The 17,073-nt window shown below is 65.2% G+C and carries 15 protein-coding genes; 7 read left to right on the top strand and 8 right to left on the bottom strand.

Annotation, left to right across the window (positions count from 1 at the left end; translation table 11 throughout):
• Window positions 1-21: 21 nt before the first annotated feature.
• From scpC to ACI48I_RS22120, 4 genes are all read right to left on the bottom strand, one after another.
• Window positions 22-1,533 carry a succinyl-CoA:acetate CoA-transferase ScpC gene (gene scpC, locus ACI48I_RS22105; protein ID WP_498575419.1) on the bottom strand — a complete coding sequence of 504 codons (1,512 nt, stop codon included), beginning with the start codon at window positions 1,531-1,533 and terminating at the stop codon, window positions 22-24.
• A gap of 50 nt (window positions 1,534-1,583) precedes the next feature.
• Window positions 1,584-2,513 (bottom strand): bestrophin family protein, encoded by a 930-nt coding sequence (locus tag ACI48I_RS22110; protein WP_498575420.1) that lies wholly within the window; start codon window positions 2,511-2,513, stop codon window positions 1,584-1,586.
• Between the two features lie 228 nt (window positions 2,514-2,741).
• A complete protein-coding gene (locus ACI48I_RS22115; protein WP_307727328.1) occupies window positions 2,742-3,320 on the bottom strand; it encodes a lipocalin family protein in 579 nt (192 codons plus the stop codon).
• Window positions 3,321-3,467: 147 nt separating this feature from the next.
• The gene (locus tag ACI48I_RS22120) at window positions 3,468-3,977 is read right to left on the bottom strand and encodes a host attachment protein (protein ID WP_193687317.1); all 510 of its coding nucleotides are present in this window, start codon (window positions 3,975-3,977) and stop codon (window positions 3,468-3,470) included.
• Window positions 3,978-4,449: 472 nt separating this feature from the next.
• Here ACI48I_RS22120 and ACI48I_RS22125 point away from each other — a divergent pair, with 472 nt between their 5' ends.
• From ACI48I_RS22125 to ACI48I_RS22140, 4 genes are all read left to right on the top strand, one after another.
• On the top strand, window positions 4,450-4,650 hold the full coding sequence (locus ACI48I_RS22125) for a DUF2905 domain-containing protein (protein WP_498575421.1): 201 nt from the start codon (window positions 4,450-4,452) through the stop codon (window positions 4,648-4,650).
• A 121-nt stretch (window positions 4,651-4,771) separates the two neighbouring features.
• Window positions 4,772-6,709 carry an outer membrane protein assembly factor BamB family protein gene (locus tag ACI48I_RS22130; RefSeq protein WP_193687315.1) on the top strand — a complete coding sequence of 646 codons (1,938 nt, stop codon included), beginning with the start codon at window positions 4,772-4,774 and terminating at the stop codon, window positions 6,707-6,709.
• A gap of 197 nt (window positions 6,710-6,906) precedes the next feature.
• Window positions 6,907-8,991 (top strand): M13 family metallopeptidase, encoded by a 2,085-nt coding sequence (locus ACI48I_RS22135; RefSeq protein WP_498575422.1) that lies wholly within the window; start codon window positions 6,907-6,909, stop codon window positions 8,989-8,991.
• 139 nt (window positions 8,992-9,130) lie between these two features.
• Window positions 9,131-10,225 (top strand): alpha/beta hydrolase family protein, encoded by a 1,095-nt coding sequence (locus tag ACI48I_RS22140; protein ID WP_498575423.1) that lies wholly within the window; start codon window positions 9,131-9,133, stop codon window positions 10,223-10,225.
• Window positions 10,226-10,232: 7 nt separating this feature from the next.
• Here ACI48I_RS22140 and ACI48I_RS22145 read toward each other — a convergent pair whose 3' ends face one another.
• The 3 genes from ACI48I_RS22145 to ACI48I_RS22155 all read right to left on the bottom strand — a co-directional run bounded on the left by ACI48I_RS22145 (window position 10,233) and on the right by ACI48I_RS22155 (window position 12,654).
• Complete coding sequence (locus tag ACI48I_RS22145; RefSeq protein WP_498575424.1) at window positions 10,233-11,084, bottom strand: CAP domain-containing protein; 852 nt, start codon at window positions 11,082-11,084, stop codon at window positions 10,233-10,235.
• A 22-nt stretch (window positions 11,085-11,106) separates the two neighbouring features.
• The gene (locus ACI48I_RS22150; RefSeq protein WP_193687311.1) at window positions 11,107-11,511 is read right to left on the bottom strand and encodes a hypothetical protein; all 405 of its coding nucleotides are present in this window, start codon (window positions 11,509-11,511) and stop codon (window positions 11,107-11,109) included.
• Window positions 11,512-11,682: 171 nt separating this feature from the next.
• Window positions 11,683-12,654 (bottom strand): LysR family transcriptional regulator, encoded by a 972-nt coding sequence (locus tag ACI48I_RS22155; protein ID WP_193687310.1) that lies wholly within the window; start codon window positions 12,652-12,654, stop codon window positions 11,683-11,685.
• Window positions 12,655-12,820: 166 nt separating this feature from the next.
• Between ACI48I_RS22155 and ACI48I_RS22160 the strand changes: the two genes are divergently transcribed.
• Window positions 12,821-13,912, top strand: a complete 1,092-nt coding sequence (locus ACI48I_RS22160) for an alkene reductase (protein WP_193687309.1) — start codon at window positions 12,821-12,823, stop codon at window positions 13,910-13,912.
• A 138-nt stretch (window positions 13,913-14,050) separates the two neighbouring features.
• On the top strand, window positions 14,051-14,449 hold the full coding sequence (locus tag ACI48I_RS22165; RefSeq protein ID WP_193687308.1) for a VOC family protein: 399 nt from the start codon (window positions 14,051-14,053) through the stop codon (window positions 14,447-14,449).
• Window positions 14,450-14,551: 102 nt separating this feature from the next.
• On the opposite strand, the gene ACI48I_RS22170 is transcribed toward ACI48I_RS22165, so the two are convergent.
• On the bottom strand, window positions 14,552-15,592 hold the full coding sequence (locus tag ACI48I_RS22170) for a S41 family peptidase (RefSeq protein WP_498575425.1): 1,041 nt from the start codon (window positions 15,590-15,592) through the stop codon (window positions 14,552-14,554).
• Window positions 15,593-15,820: 228 nt separating this feature from the next.
• On the opposite strand from ACI48I_RS22170, the gene ACI48I_RS22175 reads away from it, so the two are divergent.
• A complete protein-coding gene (locus tag ACI48I_RS22175) occupies window positions 15,821-16,972 on the top strand; it encodes a branched-chain amino acid ABC transporter substrate-binding protein (RefSeq protein ID WP_193687306.1) in 1,152 nt (383 codons plus the stop codon).
• Window positions 16,973-17,073: the final 101 nt, after the last annotated feature.

A 17,073-nucleotide genomic window follows, 5' to 3' on the forward strand; every position in this document is an offset into this window, starting at 1 on the left:
CCTGTCCGCCTGCCTTGCCGGTCAGGATTCGTTCTCGAGCATCGATCCGGTACGGCGATAGCGCTCATGCCAGGCGAACGCCTTTTCCAGCACGTGCGGCGTGTGGCCGCCGCGCTCCTGCGCCTCGCGCACATACGCGCGCAGCATGTCCTGGTAGGGCGCGGCCACGCAGTTGGCGATGATCGCCTCGGCGCGCTCGCGCGGGGCCAGCGCACGCAGGTCGGCCAGGCCCTGCTCGGTGACGATGATGTCGACATCGTGCTCGGTATGGTCGACGTGCGGGACCATCGGCACGATCGATGAGACCCTGCCGTCCTTGGCGGTCGACTTGGTGGCGAAGATCGACAGGTAGGCGTTGCGCGCGAAGTCGCCCGAGCCGCCGATCCCGTTCATCATGTGGGTACCGGCGACGTGGGTCGAATTCACGTTGCCGTAAATGTCGGCCTCGAGCGCGGTATTGATGGCGATGATGCCGAGCCTGCGGATCACCTCGGGGTGGTTCGACACCTCCTGCGGGCGCAGCACGAGCCGCTCCTTGTAGCGGCCGAAGTCGCCGAAGACCTGGGCGCTTTTCTGGGGCGACAGCGTGATCGAGGAGCCCGAGGCGAAATCGAGCTTGCCGGCGTCGAACAGGTCGAAGGTCGAATCCTGCAGCACTTCCGAATACATCGTCAGGTGTTCAAAGGGGCTGTCGCAAAAGCCGGCCATCACGGCGTTGGCGATCGTGCCGATGCCGGCCTGCAGCGGCAGCAGGCTGCGCGTCAGGCGGCCGGCCTCGATCTCGTTTTCGAAGAAGCGCACCAGGTGGCCCGCAATCGCCGCGGTCTCGGCGTCCGGCGGCAGGATGGCCGAGGTGCTGTCCGGCTGGTCGGTGATCACGATCGCCGCGATTTTCTCCGGCGGGATGTCGATGGCGAGTGTGCCGACGCGGCCCTCGGCCGACATCAGCGGGATCGGCTCGCGCATCGGGCGTTTCTTCGGGATCCAGATGTCGTGCAGGCCCTCCAGCGCGCGCGACTGCGCCAGATTGATCTCGACGATCACCTTGTCCGCCAGGATCGCGAAGCTGGCGCTGTTGCCGACGGACGTGGTGGGCACGATGGCGCCGGACTCGAGGATGCACACCGCCTCGATCACGGCGATGTCCACCGGCTTCATGTGGCCGGCGCGCAGCACCTCGACGGTTTCCGACAGGTGCTGGTCGATGTACATCACTTCTCCGCGGTTGATCGCGGCGCGCAGCACGGGGTCGACCTGGAACGGCATGCGGCGCGCCAGCGCGCCTGCTTCGGTGAGCAGGCGGTCGGTGTCGTTGCCGAGCGAGGCGCCGGTCAGCAGCGTGATTTTCAACGGTTCGCGCCGCGCCCGTTCGGCCAGCGCGGCCGGCACCATCTTGACGTCGCCGGCGCGGGTGAAGCCGCTCATGCCGACGGTCATGCCGTCGCGGATCAGCTCAGCCGCCTGGGCCGCGCTCGTGACACGTTCGCGCAGCAGCGGGCAGCCGATGCGCTCCTGGTAGGTTTCGATGTTCATGTATCGCCTTGCCTTGGTGGGCCTGGTACTGCGCCCGGGGTGGGGCCGCGTCAGCGCAGCCAGTTATTGACGGGGGTGAGCGGGGGCGGCAGGTCGGCGTCGCCGAGCGCGTCGCGCATGTCGATCTCGATGGCGCGGCAGATGGCGTCGAGCGGCAAATCGTTCGGCGACAGGCCGAACGGCTCCTCGATCTCGTCGCCCAGCGCGTCCAGGCCAAAGAAGGTGTAGGCGACGATCGCCACCACGAGCGGCGTCATGTAGCCGATCGTATCGACCAGGCCGAAGGGCAGCAGGAAGCAGTACAGGTAGGCGGTGCGGTGCAGCAGCAGCGTGTACGAAAACGGCACGGGCGTGTTCTTGATGCGCTCGCAGGAGGCGGCGGTCGCCACCATCGCCGAGATGGTCGCATCGAGCGTGGCGGCGCGCACGCTGTCGACCAGGCCGGCGCGCCGGCAGCGCGCCAGGTCCTCTCCCATTTCCAGCATCAGCGCCTGGTGCAGGTTGACGCGGCCGCGCATAACGTCCCACTCGGCCGGGTGCAGGTGCGCGGCGACGTCGTCCCCGGCGTCGCTGCGGCGCAGGTTGTGGCGCAGCGCATGGGCAAAGGCGACCGTGCGCCGGATCATCCGGGTGCGCAGGTGTTCGGCGGCAGGCTTGTTGGCCTCGTCGTCGACCAGGCTCAGGCACTGGCGCGCGAAGTTACGGCTGCGCAGTACCAGTTCGCCCCACAGCTTGCGGCCTTCCCAGTAGCGGTCGTAAGCGGAGTTGTTGCGGAAACCGAGGAAGATCGCCAGCGGCAATCCCATCAGGGTGAAGGGGATGGTGGTCAGGTGGATCGTGTGGCCCCACAGCCCATGCGACAAGGTGACCAGGATCGCGAGCAGCGTGGTGACGGTGAGGCTTTTCCAGATGCTCGGCAGGATCGAGCCGCGCATGGTGAGGAAGAGGCGCAGGCCGTTTGGACGGTCGCGGACGATCATGGCGCCACTCCGAATGGGGTGTCAGGGGCGCTGGCGATCTGGTAGCTCATGCTGGAAACGGTAGTGACGATGACGGTGCAACCGCGCCGGCGGTATGCGCCGGTGCGGTAAAAGTGGAAGGGCCATTCTCGCCGCCGATTGCGTAATTGCCCAATTCACATTCCAGATGCCGGTTATTGATCAGGTGAATGTTTGTTCTTGAGTCAACACTTGAAGCGGTCGTTCGCCTCACTCCTGGGGCGTGGGCACCAGCTTGCGCACATCGAGTCCCTGGCCCGACAGGCGCGCCACGAGCGCGTCATAGGCCGATTTTTTCACCGTCGGCGTGCGCGAGAGAATCCACAGGTAGTCGCGCCCCGGTTCGCTGACCGCCGCCAGCCCGTAGTCGCGGTCGAGGTCGATGATCCAGTAGTCGCCCCAGACTTGCGGGATGAAGGACAGCGCGGCCGGGGCGAAGCGCACTTTCAGGCGCGGCGAATCGGCGCCGCCGACCTGGCGCGCCACGCCGATGGCGACATCGGTCCCGCCGTCGGCCAGGCGGCAGCGGTTCTCGACCTGCACCCGGCCGTCGGGCAGGGCGGTGTAGGTCGCCTTCGTGAAACCGGCGCACTTGCGCTGGAAACGGTTCGGGAACTTCGCGATCTCATACCACTCGCCGAGGTAGCGCGGCAGGTCGAGCGAGGGGATGGTCGCCAGGTCGCTGCGCGGGTTCGCCTCCTTGCTGGCGGCCCAGGCCTTCATGCCGACCAGGACGACGGAGGCCAGCAGGGTTCCCTTGATCAGGGCGGGAGTCAAGCGCTTGTTCATGGTGATCCTCGTTCTTCGATACCGCCATGGTAGGGCTCAATGACAAACCCGGCCGCACGAATCACAGCGCGCCCGTGCAGCCTTGGTGCGGACGAAAAAAAGCCAGCCGCGGAGGGCTGGCATGATGCGGCTGGCCGCGCGCGGGATTTATCCTGCGGACTTGGCCTGGGCCGCCTGCAGCTGCTCGCGCAGCTGGTGGACGGGCACTTGCGTGTAGTCCTTGTTGAATTCCTGCTTGATCACGGCCTTGACGTGCGGGTCGAGATTGTTGCGCAGCGTACCGAGGAATTGCGGCGACGCCGACAGCACGAGCTGCTGGTAACGGCCTTCCTGCTGGGCTTTCAGCAGATATTGCGAGAGGTCCTTCGCGAACAGCTCGGTTTCGTGCTCGGCCGGGGTCTGGTTCGGTTCGTATTGGCTATTCGGCGCCCCGGCGGCTGCGTTGTGCTGGGCCGGGCCTCCTTGCGCCCCGCCGATGTTGTGGCCGCTCTTGCCGGCAGCCAGGGTCCCGAGCTGGTCGGTTTCGGCTTCCTGCGCCCGCAGGCGCGCGCCGTTGTTGATCATGTCTTCCAGTTCTTGCAGTGGTTCTGCTGGACCGTCCTCGGAGAAGAACCTTGCCCGGCCCGCATTGGCCGTGATAATCCAGGTTGTTGGCATGCTACCCCCTGTCAGTAATGAATCATGAATGATGTTCGATCCCGCAACCAGGCGATGCTCGGCGCGGCACGAGTGCGAACGCATAAGACTGGCAATCGCATACAGATGAGCCCTGTCAGGATCCGTCGACGCCTGCGCACACCCGTCATGGGCACTGCGCGGACCGGCGCCAGGCCAGTCCAGGACAAGCTGGCACCCTGTCGATGGATCGACCGCCGTGACGGAGGGCGGAATACGAATGAGTTTGACGGAAGGTTCATCTGCACGATCGTCGCGTTGATCCAGTGTAGCACCAGGGTCCATTACCCCGACGCACCGTTCCGAACCGCATGTGCGCGCCAGTGCGGGGGCGGCCTGGGGCAGAATCGAAGTCGATGACGCAATCCATCAACAGGAGATCGACTATGGCAAACGAGCAAGCAAACAAGGCCAGACAAGCAGCCTTGAGAGACATTTCTTCGCAGGCAGCCCGATGCAGCGCACACTGATCGTCATCGGCCTCGTCGTTGCCGCCGTCGGGCTGGCCTGGCCCTGGCTGCGCCGGCTGCCCTTCGGGCGCCTGCCGGGCGACATCCACATCGTGCGCGAAGGCTTCAGTTTTCATTTTCCGATCGTCACCTGCATCGTCATCTCGATCGTCGTTTCGGTCATTCTCTGGATGTTCCGGCGCTGACGGCGGCGGAGCCCGGCCTGTCGTTTCCACACGTCAGTAAAAAATAAAAGTTATCTTTAAGAAAACTTCGCCTTTATAATTTTGTTTCTTATTTTTAATAATAAAATGACAGGTGGAGAGCATGGTTTTCGGAAAATCGGCAATGGCCGGGATGCTGGCTGCGGCGCTGGTCGCGGGCTGCGGCGGTGGCGGTGGTGGTAGCTCGGCAGGCGGCGGCTCGGTTGGCACGGCACCGGGGACCAGCGGCCAACCGGTGGGCAATACGAATGGAAGCTGGTTGACGCTGACGCCGGGCGTGGTGACAGTCACCTCCTACGAGGGCGAAAGTGCCGGCTTCAAGGTCAGTGCCGTGTCGAGCCGCACCTTCGACAAGCCCTTCAACGCGGCGGTCGTCGACAGCAAGGGCGTGGTCACGACCGAGATGTCCTTGACCAAGGTCTCGGACCTGCAGTACACCGTTGAGCTGCACACGAAAGCGGCGGCAGCCGGCACTTACACGACCGACCTCGAACTGCGCCTGTGCGAGGATGACCCGCTGGTCTGCCGCACGCCGCTGGCAGGCTCGCCGTGGAAGATTCCGGTGACGCTGACTGTCGCCACGGCCACGCAGGCGCAGGGACGCCTGACACTGACGCCGGCGACATTCGACCTGACGACCTACCAGGGCGAGCCCGCGTCGTTCTCGCTGCGCGCGAGCGCGGTTTCGCCCTTCACGCAGGGCGTCAGGGCAGCCGTCTTCGACAGCACCGGCGTACTCGCCGCGCCGGTGTCGATGCGCGAGCTCACGAGCGGCCAGTTCAGCGCCGACCTGGCGACTGCGTCGACGCTGGGAGTGGGCGAGCACAGCGGCTCGCTCGAGCTCCGCGTGTGCTACGACGACCCGGCGACCTGCCGCTCTCCCGTGAGCGGCTCGCCGTGGCGCGTGCCGGTGAAGGTCAGCGTGAAACCTGCCATCAACTTGACGACGCTGAGCACGATTGCATCGCTGTCGCCATGGAGCACCTACAACGGGACCGCCGCACAGAATCCCTACGTTCCCGCCAGCTTCGATCCGACAGCGTTCAGCCGTCGCTGGAACCAGCCGGTCAGCGCCGGCATGACGACGAGCGCCCCTGTCGCCGACAACGGCAAGGTGTTCGTCATCCGCAACAGCGCCAGCAAATGGGAACTGTCCGCCATCAGCGAAGCGAGCGGCGCGGAACTGTGGCGCTACGATATCGGTGCCGCCACCGGCCCCAATCCGCTGGCAACCGGGAATGGCAAGGTGTTCGTGCGCTCGACGGGTAACGGCGGTTCCTTCCTGTGGGCCTTCGACCAGGCCAGCGGCCAGTTGCTCGGCAAGACGCTGATCAATACGGCACCCGAGCTGCACCAGGCACCGACGGTCATCGGCGACATCGTCTACATGGGCAACACCGCAGGATTGGAAAAGTTCAATGCAACGACCAGCCTGATCGAGTGGAGGACGGGCATCCAGTTTGCCGGCGGCCTCTGGACGCCGGCAGTCAGCGGCCACTTCGCCTATACGGTCCAGTACGACAGCCTCGTTGCAATCGATACCGACAACGGCAGTACCGTATTCCGCCTCCAGGACCCTGTTATTGCCGGAACCAGCGGTCAGCCGAAATCGCTGGTCGTGGGCGATAACCTGGCCATCGCCAGGATCGGCTACCAGCTGGTGGGCATCGACTTGCAGTCGCATGCACGGACCTGGACAGCCGGCGGCAGTACCGTGGGACAGCATGCGCTGGCGAACGGCACCTTGTATTCGCTGGCAGACGGCGGCATGGCGCTGGAAGCACGCACGGCTGCTACCGGGGTGTTGGAATGGAAGACCGGTTGGCTTTTCGAGAACTCGAACGGCATGGACAAAGGGCGCATGATCGTCAGTTCGAACCTGGTGTTCATCAGCGGGCCCTCCAGAACAGTCGCGGTCGACCGGACCACCCACCAGGTCGTGTGGATATATCCGTTCGGCGGCGAGCTGGCGCTCTCGGACCGTGGCGTGCTGTATATCGCTTCGTCTTCCGGCAACCTGTACGCCATCAACCTGCGCTGATCCACTCGCGCACGACGACGCCACCTCCGGGTGGCGTTTTTTTTTCGCCTTGCACGCAGTCGCGTTTTCGATAGCGACTGTATTGACGGGCGTTGTGCGAAAGCGGCATGCATATGCGATTGCCCTTCCCATTGCTTGGCACTGCCGGGCTTTTCCATTAGGATCGCCCGATTACAACATCGAAACTCGGAGTAAACATGAAGCGTACCCTGTGCAGCAGCCTGATCGCGGGCTTGTTCGTCACCGGTATTCACCTTGCGGCCCACGCCGGCGGCAACGACGACCATCCGAAGGCGGCGGCCGCCGCTGCACCAGTCGCCACCGTCTCCGGTGTCGACGTCGCCGCCATCGACACCGGCGTGCGCGCACAGGACGACTTCTTCCGCTACAGCCAGGGCAAGTGGCTGAAGGACGTCGAGATCCCGTCCGACCGCGCCAGCTGGGGCGCTTTTAATATTGCCCAGGACAAGGTCGAGGACCAGGTACGCACCATCATCGAGGGCGCCGCTGCCGACAAGGGCGCGCGCAAGGGTTCGAACGCGCAGAAGATGGGCGACTACTACGCCAGCTACGTCGACGAGGCGCGCCGCAACGAACTGGGCCTGGCGCCCCTGAAGGCGGAACTGGCGCGCGTTGCGGCCCTGAAGGACAAGCGCGGCATCGCCGCCCTGGCGGCGCACTTCTCGCGCATCGGCGCCGGCGCGCCGCTCGACATGTATGTCCACCAGGACAACAAGGACTCGACGCGCATGATCGTCGACGTCAGCCAGTCCGGTCTCGGCATGCCGAACCGCGACTACTACCTGCAGGACGAGGCGCGCCTGAAGGACATCCGCGCCAGATACCAAAGCCACGTCGAGAAGATGCTGGCGCTGGCCGGCCATGCCGACGCCGCCGCAGCCGAACAGGCGGCCCGGATCGTGGCGCTGGAAACGGGGATCGCGCGCGTGCAGTGGAGCGCCGTCGAGAACCGCGATCCGGTCAAGGGCTATAACAAGATGGGCCTTGCGCAACTGAAGGCGCTGACGCCGAACTTCGACTGGAGCGCCTGGATGAAGGGCGTCGGCGCGGCGGGTCAAGTCGACTCCCTGATCATCAGCCAGCCGACCTATTTCGCGGGCCTCGACAAGATCATCGCCGCCACCCCGCTCGACACCTGGCGTTCGTATTTCGAATTCCGCCTGCTGAGCGCCTACGCACCTTACCTGTCGCAGGCTTTTGTCGACGAGAGCTTCGCCTTCCGCGGCAGCGTGCTGGCCGGGACCAGGGAGAACCGTCCGTTGGCGAAGCGCGCGATTGCCCAGGTCAACCGCGACCTGAGCGAAGTGGTGGGGCAGGCCTATGTCGAGCAGCACTTCCCGGCCGAGCGCAAGCAGCAGGTCGAAGCGATGGTCAGGAATTTCATCATCGCCTTCCGCGAAGGCATCCAGACGCTCGACTGGATGACGGACGATACCAAGAAGCAGGCGCAATTGAAGCTGTCGAAAATGAAGGCGAAGATCGGTTATCCGGACAAGTGGCGCGATTACTCGTCGCTGGACATCGTCCGCAACGACCTGGTCGGCAACGTGCTGCGCGCGCGCGAATTCGCGCACCAGTACGGCATCAATAAACTGGGCAAGCCGGTCGACCGCGCCGCCTGGAGCATGTCGCCGCAGACCGTCAACGCCTACTACAGCCCGGAGCTGAACGAAGTCGTGTTCCCGGCCGCGCGCCTGCAGTATCCGCTGTACGACACGGAGGCCGAACCGGCGATCAACTACGGTGCGGTCGGCATCTCGATCGGCCACGAGATCAGCCATGCCTTCGACGACCAGGGGTCGCAATTCGACGGCGACGGCAACCTGCGCAACTGGTGGACCAAAGAGGACGCCGACCAATTCGCCGCGCGCGGAAAGGTGCTGGTCGCCCAGTACGGCGGCTACAGCCCGCTGCCGGGCTATCACCTGAATGGCGAGCTGACCCTGGGCGAGAACATCGCCGACAACGCCGGCGCCATCATGGCCAGCCGCGCCTACAAAATCTACCTGGCGGGGCGCCCGGCACCGGTGATCGACGGCTTCACGGCCGAGCAGCGCCTGTTCATGGGGCTGGCCCAGGCGCGGCGCGGCAAGGCGCGCGACGCCGCCCTGATCTCCCAGGTGAAATCGGACCCGCACTCGCCGTCGGAATTCCGCGTCAACGGCAGCCTGCGCAACCACCCGGGCTTTTACGAGGCCTTCGGCGTGAAACCGGGAGATAAAATGTACCTGGCGCCGGAGCAGCGCGTGATCTTCTGGTAAGTCGTGCGTAAAACGGTATCCGGCGCGGCGGCGCCGGATACAAAAATTACACAATTTGCTGTGCCGGATGTGACAATCCGCGCAATTTCAGCCCCCCTGCGGATGCTAGAGTTGGCGTTTTCATCGTCCGCCGACCTGCATGACCACGAGCCCCCGCATCCTGCCGCGCCTGGCCTGCCTCCTGATCCTGGCAGCGCTGGCATGGCTCGCCTTTGCTCGTTCCATGGCGCCCAGGCGGCCGCAGACGCCGGCGGCGCCGCTGCCGTACGAGGTGCACCAGGTCGTCTTCGATAACGCCGGCATCGGCCTCGAAGGCACGCTGACCGTGCCGCGCACGCCGGGTCCGCATCCGGCGGTCGTGCTCATTCCCGGCTCGGGCGAAGTGGACCGCGACGGTTCCCTGTTCGGCCACCATTTCTATCTCGTGCTGGCGGACGACCTGACCCGGCGCGGCTTTGCCGTGCTGCGCAGCGACAAGCGGGGCCTCGGCCGCTCGGGTGGCGATTTCGCCAGTGCGACCAGTTTCGATTTCGTCTCCGACATCCAGGCCGGTCTCGCCCTCCTGCGCGGCCGCCCGGATATCGATGCCGACCGCATCGGGCTGGTTGGCCACAGCGAAGGGGGCCTGGTCGGCAGTATCGTGGCGGCCAAGGCGCCGCGCATCGCCTTCCTGGTGCTGATGGCGGGGAGCGGACTTCCGGCGCGAGACCTGCTGCTGTCGCGCACACGGCGCCGCATGGCCCAGGATGCGCCCGATCGCATGCAGCAGGAGCTGGCGCTGCAACAGGCCGTCCTCGCCGAGGCGAGCGTGCCGGGCAGCGCCGCCGAGCGCAAGGCGGCCGTACGCACCCTGTATCGCGCCGCAAACAGCCGCTATGGGCGTCCCTGGTCGGAAGACGAACTGGCGCCGGTCCTGACGCCCTGGATGCGCACGCTGCTCAGGATCGATCCCCGGCCGCTGCTGCGCCAGGTCGCGTGTCCGGTGCTGGCCCTGGTCGGGGAGAAGGACGAGGTCGTGACGGCCGACGAAAACATTCCGGCCCTGCGGCAGGCGCTGGCAGCCAATCCGCAGGCACAGGTCCAGCGCCTGCCCGGCCTGAACCACTTCTTCCAGAGCGCGCGCACGGGCGCACTGGCGGAAGCGGCCGATATCGAGGAGACGATGGCGCCGCGCGCGCTGGCGCTGATCGGTTCCTGGGCGGTGGAGCAGGCGAAGCGAGCGCCGGCTCGATAAGAACGCACTAACGGCGCACGCCGAAGACCTGGGTCCAGTAGACAAAGCCGGGCATCCTTGCGCGGCTGATTTCGTAGCCCGCGCCCATCTCCGTAAACGCCGGATTCATCAGGTTGGCGCAGTGGCCCGGGCTGTCGATCCAGCCGGCGACCGCTTCGCTTGCCGAAGGCTGGCCGGCCGCGATGTTCTCGCCGATCAGGCGCCAGCTGTAGCCGGCGCGTGTGGCGCGCACCGCAACCGTGCTGCCGTCCGATCCCTCGTGCGCCATATGACGGCGCGCCGCCATGTCGCGGCTGTGCGCCAGCGCCGCCGCGCCCAGCGCATCGTTCCAGGCCAGCGGCGCGGCCGCGGCGAAGGCGCGCTCGCCGCAATTGCGCGCAACCGCGCGCGCGGCGTTCACGGCATCGAGGATCTCGCGCCCCACCACGTCCTGCGCGGGCAGGTGCAGGGGCAGCAGGGGCCGGGCCAGCACGATGGTCCATTCCTGCCCCTGGCGGACGACGCCGATGTCGCTGTAGGCGGGATTCGCCAGCACGCGGCAGTAGGGCTGGCGGATCGCGTCCATCACGCCGGCGGCATCGGGCGCGCCGCGCGTAAAAATGACTTCGACCTGGGCCGCGTCGTAGCCGACGCGTTCGAGCTCGTATTCGGGAAAGGAGCCGGTGCCGAAACGCACCCGCGCGAGCAGCGGATTGCTCGTCAAGGCCGGTGCCGGTGCGCGACGGGTGCCGCCGCACTCGCCCGGGCTGGCGCGCCAGTCGTTGATCAGCGCCACCAGACGGGCGTCGTTCTGCGCCTGTGCGCCGCCGGCAAGAAGCGCGGCAGCGGCGAGGACGACCCTGAAGCCGGCATGGCGCATCGGCGCGGCGGCGCTGCAGCGGTCAGCGGCGGCAGGAGAGGCGCAGGGTGTCGCCTTGGCGCGCCACGACCCGCATCGCTTCGCTGTCGTCGCACCGGTAGGTGACCTGCAGGCGCTTGACCTTGCCCGGAGCGGAATCGCCACACAGCTGGTCATTGGCAACGACCCTGCCGTTATTGCGTTCGACCTGGTCGCGCACGGACCGGCGCGCATTGCAGGTCATGCCGCGCACGCCATAATTGGCTTCCTCAATGCGCAGACCGCCTCTGTCCTGGCCGGGGCCGGGGCCACGCTCCTCGCGGGCAGCGGCATAGCCGTCCTCGTAACCACGGCGATAATCGGCGCTCTGCGCAAAAGCGGACGTGGAGGCGGCAGTCAAGGCCAGGACGGCGGCGACGCGCATGATGTGTTGTTTATAAATGCTCATTTTTTTCTCCTTTGTGATCAACCTATGTCAAGCTTGCTCCGAAAATCCGGAGTGCTCTGTTCGCACGGACACAGTGTCTCAGCGAAACCGGAAAAAATCTGCCGCCTGACTGTAAGTAGGGTTTCAATCTGTAAGCAGGGAGGACAGCGTGCTGGACTGCGTGCGTCGAGCTCAGCCCCGGCTGCCGACCGTGCCAAGCTTGCCGAGCGCATCATGCGAAGCGCCGTCGGCTGCCAGCATCGGCGAGATGTCCGGATCGCGCGAAAACGCGTCGGCGAAGAAGGAAACGAAGTGGCTGATCTTGATCGAGGGCCGGCGCGCCGGCTGGAACACGACGTTCAGCGGCAGCGGCGGCAGCCGGTAGCGGGTCAGGATCGGTTTGACGCGGCCGGCGCGGATGTCGTCGCCATACACCCACTGCGGCGTGTAGCAGATGCCCAGGCCCTCGACCACGGCCTGGCGGATCGCCTCCGAACTGTTCGACTGCAGGTGGCCATTGACGCGCACGGCGTGCTGGCCGCCTTCCTCGTCCTGGAAGTTCCACTCGTTCATCGTGGCGAGACCCGTGTAGACGATGCATTGATGATCGCGCAGCTCGTGCGGATGCTGCGGCTCGCCGTGGCGCGCCAGGTAAGCGGGGGAGGCCAGCGCGGCGCGGTGCGCGGTGCCGATGCGGCGCGCGATCAGGCGGCTGTCCTTCAGTTCGCCGACGCGGAAGGCGACGTCGATTCCGCCCACGACCAGGTCGACGAAGCCGTCGTCCAGTTGCAGGTCGATCTTGAGTTGCGGATAGCGCTCGAAAAAGGCGGGCAGGCGCGGCACGATGTGCAGGCGCCCGAACGAGGCCGGGGCAGCCACGCGCAGCACGCCGGCGATGTCGTTCTCGGTGCGCTGGATCTCGACCCGCGCTTCTTCCAGCGTGTCGAGCACCTGGCGGCAGCGCTCGTAATAGCGCTTGCCGGCTTCGGTGAGCGCATGGCTGCGCGTCGAGCGCACCAGCAGTTTCGCGCCGAGCAGGGTCTCCAGCGCCTGGATCTGCTTGCTGATGCTCGATTGCGTGGCGCGCTCCTCGCGCGCGACGGCCGAGAAGTTGCCGGTCTCGACGACCCGGACGAAGGTTTCCATCAGCCTCAAGCGGTCCATATCTGCTCCATCTATTCCCGGTTGGAATAAATCATATCATTCGTGCGGCCTACCCATAGTCTCCAGGAATACGCATACTGGTGACTGTAGTGGCCGCCGGCGTCCGCTCCCTGACAGCGCAGCGACCGGCGGCCCGATCATTCCAATCTACGAACAAGGACCGAACATGAGCCACAAACTTTTTGAGCCCGCCCGCATTGGCGACATCGAGGTTGCCAACCGTGTCGTGATGGCCCCGCTGACCCGCAGCCGCGCCGACGAAGCCGCCGGCGACGTGCCGGGCAGCCCGATGAACGTCGAGTACTACCGCCAGCGCAGCAACGCCGGCCTGATCATCAGCGAAGGCACGCAGGTCTCGCCGGTCGGTAAAGGCTACATGGCCACGCCCGGCATCTACTCGGACGCCCAGGTCGAAGGCTGGAAGCCGATCACCCAGGCCGTGCACGAAGCCGGCTCGAAGATCGTGGCCCAGATCTGGCACGTGGGCCGCGTGACCCACCCACATCTCACCGGCGGCGCGCAGCCGATCGCTCCCTCGGCCGTGGCGCCGAAAGTGGTCGCTTACACCCACGCCGGCAAGGTCGAGGCACCGGAGCCGCGCGCCCTGGCGCTCGATGAGATCAAGGAAATCGTTGCCGAATACCGCCGCGGCGCCGCGAATGCGATCCGCGCCGGTTTCGACGGCATCGAACTGCACGGTGCCAACGGCTACCTGATCGACCAGTTCCTGCGCGACGGCGCCAACAAGCGAACCGACGAATACGGCGGCTCGATCGAGAACCGCGTCCGCTTCGCGCTGGAAGTCGTGGACGCCGTGGTCGCCGAAATCGGCGCCGGCCGCGTCGGCATCCGCCTGTCTCCGGTGACGCCGGCCAACGACCTGGCCGACAGCAACCCGCAAGCCGTGTTCGGCCATCTGGTCGAGGAACTGAACAAGCGCAATATCGCGTTTATTCACTTCGTCGAAGGCGCCACCGGCGGCCCGCGCGATATTCCCGGTTTTGATTTCGAATGGGCGCGCAAGACCTTCAAAGGCACGTATATCGCCAACAACGGTTACGACCGCCAGATGGCGATCGATGCGGTCGAATCGGGCCGCGCCGATGCAGTCGCCTTCGGCCGCGCCTATATCGCCAATCCGGACCTGGTGCAGCGCCTCAAGTTGAATGCGCCGTTCAATACGCCTAACCCGCAGACCTTCTATGCGCCGGGCGAGGCCGGGTATATCGATTATCCGACGCTGGACCAGGCGGCCTGATTGCCTGAGCTGCAGTAATGAAAAACGCCAACCCGAGGGTTGGCGTTTTTTTTTGCAGCAACGTGTCGATTTCATGCATCATCGTTCGTCGTCAGGATGCAGGACTGATCCATTCCACCTTTAACAGACGAGGAACGCATGAACAAGAACGTGATATTCAATCTCCCGGTCAAGGACCTGGAAAAATCCAAAGCCTTCTTTGCCGCACTGGGCTTCGGTTTCAATCCCGACTTCAGCAACGAGCAGGCGGCCTGCGTGGTCGTCCTCGAAGGCAGCATCTACGCGATGCTGACGACCGAAACGTTTTTCAAGTCCCTGATCAACAAGCCGGTGGTCCAGGCCCGGGAAGCCAACGAGGTCGTCATCTGCCTGAGCTGCGAGAGCCGGGAAGAGGTCGACAGCCTGATCGCCAAGGCCACCGCCGCCGGCGCCCGCATTCCCCATCCGCCCGAGGATAACGGCTTCATGTATGACCAGGGCTTCGAGGACCTCGACGGCCATTTGTGGAACCTGGTCTGGATGGCGCCCAAGGGGTGATGCGGCTGGCCGTGCCGTAGCCCGGCGCCGGCACCGGATGACCTGCACGGTGGATCGACAACGCCAGCCCGCGGGTTGGCGAATTTGTTCATGCATCGTTATTCATTGCCTGAGCGTGTACACCGGCGCTTCGCTCTCTCCCTTTTCCACCATGGCCAGCGCCCGCTGCAGGCTGGCGCGCAAGCCCTCGTCCTTGTTGGAGGCAAGCAGCTGGCGCAGGATGGCGGCGTGCGCCGTTTGCTGGGCCTGGGCTGCCGGCACCGCGATGTCCGGTTTCACACCGACGTGCTCCCAGCTGGTCCTGGTGACGGGATTGATCGCCTGCCCCCTTGGGATGGCGACCACGATGCCATGTCCGACAGCGAAAGGACTGACCGGATTGGCGCCGCCGCCCGTGGTTTCGCCGACAAGCGTTGCCCGTTTCTGGGTTTGAAAATCGTAGGCGCATTCCTCGCCGCCGGAAAAGGTGCGGGCCGAGGTCAGCACGTACACGGGTTTGTCGTAGCGCTGCGTGATTGCCGTGCTGGTCCAATATTGCTGGGTGGTATTGGTCGGCCTGTCATAAATGTCGTTCAGATGGCGCTCGTCGCCCAGCGGGAAGAAATGGCTCATCAGGTAAGCGACGCTGGCCGGACGTCCGCCGCCGTTGCGGCGCAGGTCCAGGATGAGCGCATCCGTTCCCGACAATAAGCTCAGGGCGGCGGTGTAGGCGGGGCCGACGAATTCGGTCGGCCCGAAACCGCGCAGCTCGATATAGCCGACATTGCCCGCCAGGCGTTCCACTTTCTCGATGCCATAACCCAGCTGGGCCGTACGGTCGCGCTGCGCTTCCATTTCCGCGCGGTCAGGTACCTCATTCTCACCGCTGCGCTCACGGAAACGCTCGTCATGCACGGCCCGGAAATGCTTGTCCTTGCTCAGTTCGCGCAAATCCTGCGACAGCGCGGCACTGAATGCCTGTGCGCTCGTTGCCATGGCATAGCCGCCATCGGCATTCTTCTTGACGATGGTGGCGGCAACCCGTTGCGCCACGTCGGGGAGGACGTAATTCGCTTTCAGTTTGGTCGCAAGTGTCTGCACGACCTCCTGGCGTGCCGCATTGCTCAATGGCGCATCCGGTGCCGCGAGGGCTTGATGCGACAACAAACTGCCTGTGATGAGCGCTGCGATTGCATAGTTCCTGACTGCCATGTCTGCCTCCGGAGTGAAGATGAGATGCCTGAGCGTAGCGGATGAGCAGCCAGAGAAGTTGCGCCGAGTGACGAATGGTGGAATAGACGGGTCGAAAGTGGGTTTGCTGCGGATTAACGAATCGGGCGCCGGCCGGCTCGGCAGTACAATCGAGCGCACCTTCCACGAAAAAAAATCTCCATGCGTAGCCCTGCCATCCTTGCTTCCGTGCTCGCGCTTGCCGCGGCACCGTCCCACGCCCAACCTGCCACCCAGCCCCTGCAAGTGAAAATCGGCACGGCGTCTCCACTGTCCGGCACCGGCGCCCACCAGGGCAAGGACATCGAAAACGGCGCCCGCATGGCGATCGACGAGCTCAACGCCAAGGGCATCGTGCTCGGCGGGCGCAAGGTGCAGTGGGTGCTGCAGCCCGAAGACGACGCGGCTGACCCGAAGACCGGCGCGGCCGTCGCGCAAAAGCTGGTCGATGCAAAAGTCGCGGCCGTGGTCGGCCACCTGAATTCGGGCACCACGGTGCCGGCCTCGAAGATCTATGCGAATGCCGGCATCCCGCAGATTTCTCCGGCGGCCACCACGCCGCTCTACACCCACCAGGGTTTCAAGACCGCCTTCCGCGTCGTCGCCAACGACAACCTGGTCGGGCGCACGCTGGCGACCTATTCGATGAATACCCTGAAGGCAAAGAAGATCGCGGTGATCGACGACCGCACCGCCTTCGGCCAGGGCCTGGCCGACGAATTCGTCAAGGGCGTGAAGGCAGGGGGCGGCGGCGCCAGCGTGGTCAGCCGCCAGTTCACCAACGACAAGGCGACCGATTTCAACGCCATCCTGACCCAGATCCGCGCGCGCGATCCGGACGTGATCTTCTATGGCGGCATGGATGCCGTGGCCGGCCCGATGCTGAAACAAATGAAGGCGCTCGGCCTGCGCGCGAAACTGGTGTCGGGCGACGGCGTCTGCTCGGAAAAGATGCCGCTGCTGGCGGGCGACGCGCTGGTCGACGACAAGGTCTATTGCGTGGTTGCGGGCGGCGTCACGGGCCCGCAGGAAGCCGGCCTGAATGCGTTCACACAGCGCTACCAGCAACGCTACAAGCTCCCGGTGGAGACCTATGCGCCCTATGCCTACGATGCGGTGATGGTGTTTGCGAAAGCGATGCAGAGCGCGAATTCGAGCGATCCGGCCATATTCCTGCCGGCGCTGGCAAGCGTCCAGTACGAAGGCGTGACCGGCAGCATCGCCTTCGACCCGAAGGGCGATCTGAAAAATGCCGCGCTGACCTTGTACACCTATCGCCAGGGGAAAAAGACGAAATTGCAGGTGCTGCGCTAACCTGCAATTCGATCGGCGGCACGGCGCTCGAGCTGGTGATCGCGGCGGTGAATATCCTGACCATCTGCCGGATGGTGCGCGAGGCACGGGCGGTCGAGGCG

It is taken from the genome of Massilia sp. LXY-5 (assembly GCF_059801075.1).

Excerpts from the sequence above, each read along its gene's own strand:
- scpC (WP_498575419.1), bottom strand. The coding sequence starts at position 1,533 with ATGAACATCGAAACCTACCAGGAGCGCATCGGCTGCCCGCTGCTGCGC.
- ACI48I_RS22110 (WP_498575420.1), bottom strand. The coding sequence starts at position 2,513 with ATGATCGTCCGCGACCGTCCAAACGGCCTGCGCCTCTTCCTCACCATG.
- ACI48I_RS22115 (WP_307727328.1), bottom strand. The coding sequence starts at position 3,320 with ATGAACAAGCGCTTGACTCCCGCCCTGATCAAGGGAACCCTGCTGGCC.
- ACI48I_RS22120 (WP_193687317.1), bottom strand. The coding sequence starts at position 3,977 with ATGCCAACAACCTGGATTATCACGGCCAATGCGGGCCGGGCAAGGTTC.
- ACI48I_RS22125 (WP_498575421.1), top strand. The coding sequence starts at position 4,450 with ATGCAGCGCACACTGATCGTCATCGGCCTCGTCGTTGCCGCCGTCGGG.
- ACI48I_RS22130 (WP_193687315.1), top strand. The coding sequence starts at position 4,772 with ATGGTTTTCGGAAAATCGGCAATGGCCGGGATGCTGGCTGCGGCGCTG.
- ACI48I_RS22135 (WP_498575422.1), top strand. The coding sequence starts at position 6,907 with ATGAAGCGTACCCTGTGCAGCAGCCTGATCGCGGGCTTGTTCGTCACC.
- ACI48I_RS22140 (WP_498575423.1), top strand. The coding sequence starts at position 9,131 with ATGACCACGAGCCCCCGCATCCTGCCGCGCCTGGCCTGCCTCCTGATC.
- ACI48I_RS22145 (WP_498575424.1), bottom strand. The coding sequence starts at position 11,084 with ATGCGCCATGCCGGCTTCAGGGTCGTCCTCGCCGCTGCCGCGCTTCTT.
- ACI48I_RS22150 (WP_193687311.1), bottom strand. The coding sequence starts at position 11,511 with ATGAGCATTTATAAACAACACATCATGCGCGTCGCCGCCGTCCTGGCC.
- ACI48I_RS22155 (WP_193687310.1), bottom strand. The coding sequence starts at position 12,654 with ATGGACCGCTTGAGGCTGATGGAAACCTTCGTCCGGGTCGTCGAGACC.
- ACI48I_RS22160 (WP_193687309.1), top strand. The coding sequence starts at position 12,821 with ATGAGCCACAAACTTTTTGAGCCCGCCCGCATTGGCGACATCGAGGTT.
- ACI48I_RS22165 (WP_193687308.1), top strand. The coding sequence starts at position 14,051 with ATGAACAAGAACGTGATATTCAATCTCCCGGTCAAGGACCTGGAAAAA.
- ACI48I_RS22175 (WP_193687306.1), top strand. The coding sequence starts at position 15,821 with ATGCGTAGCCCTGCCATCCTTGCTTCCGTGCTCGCGCTTGCCGCGGCA.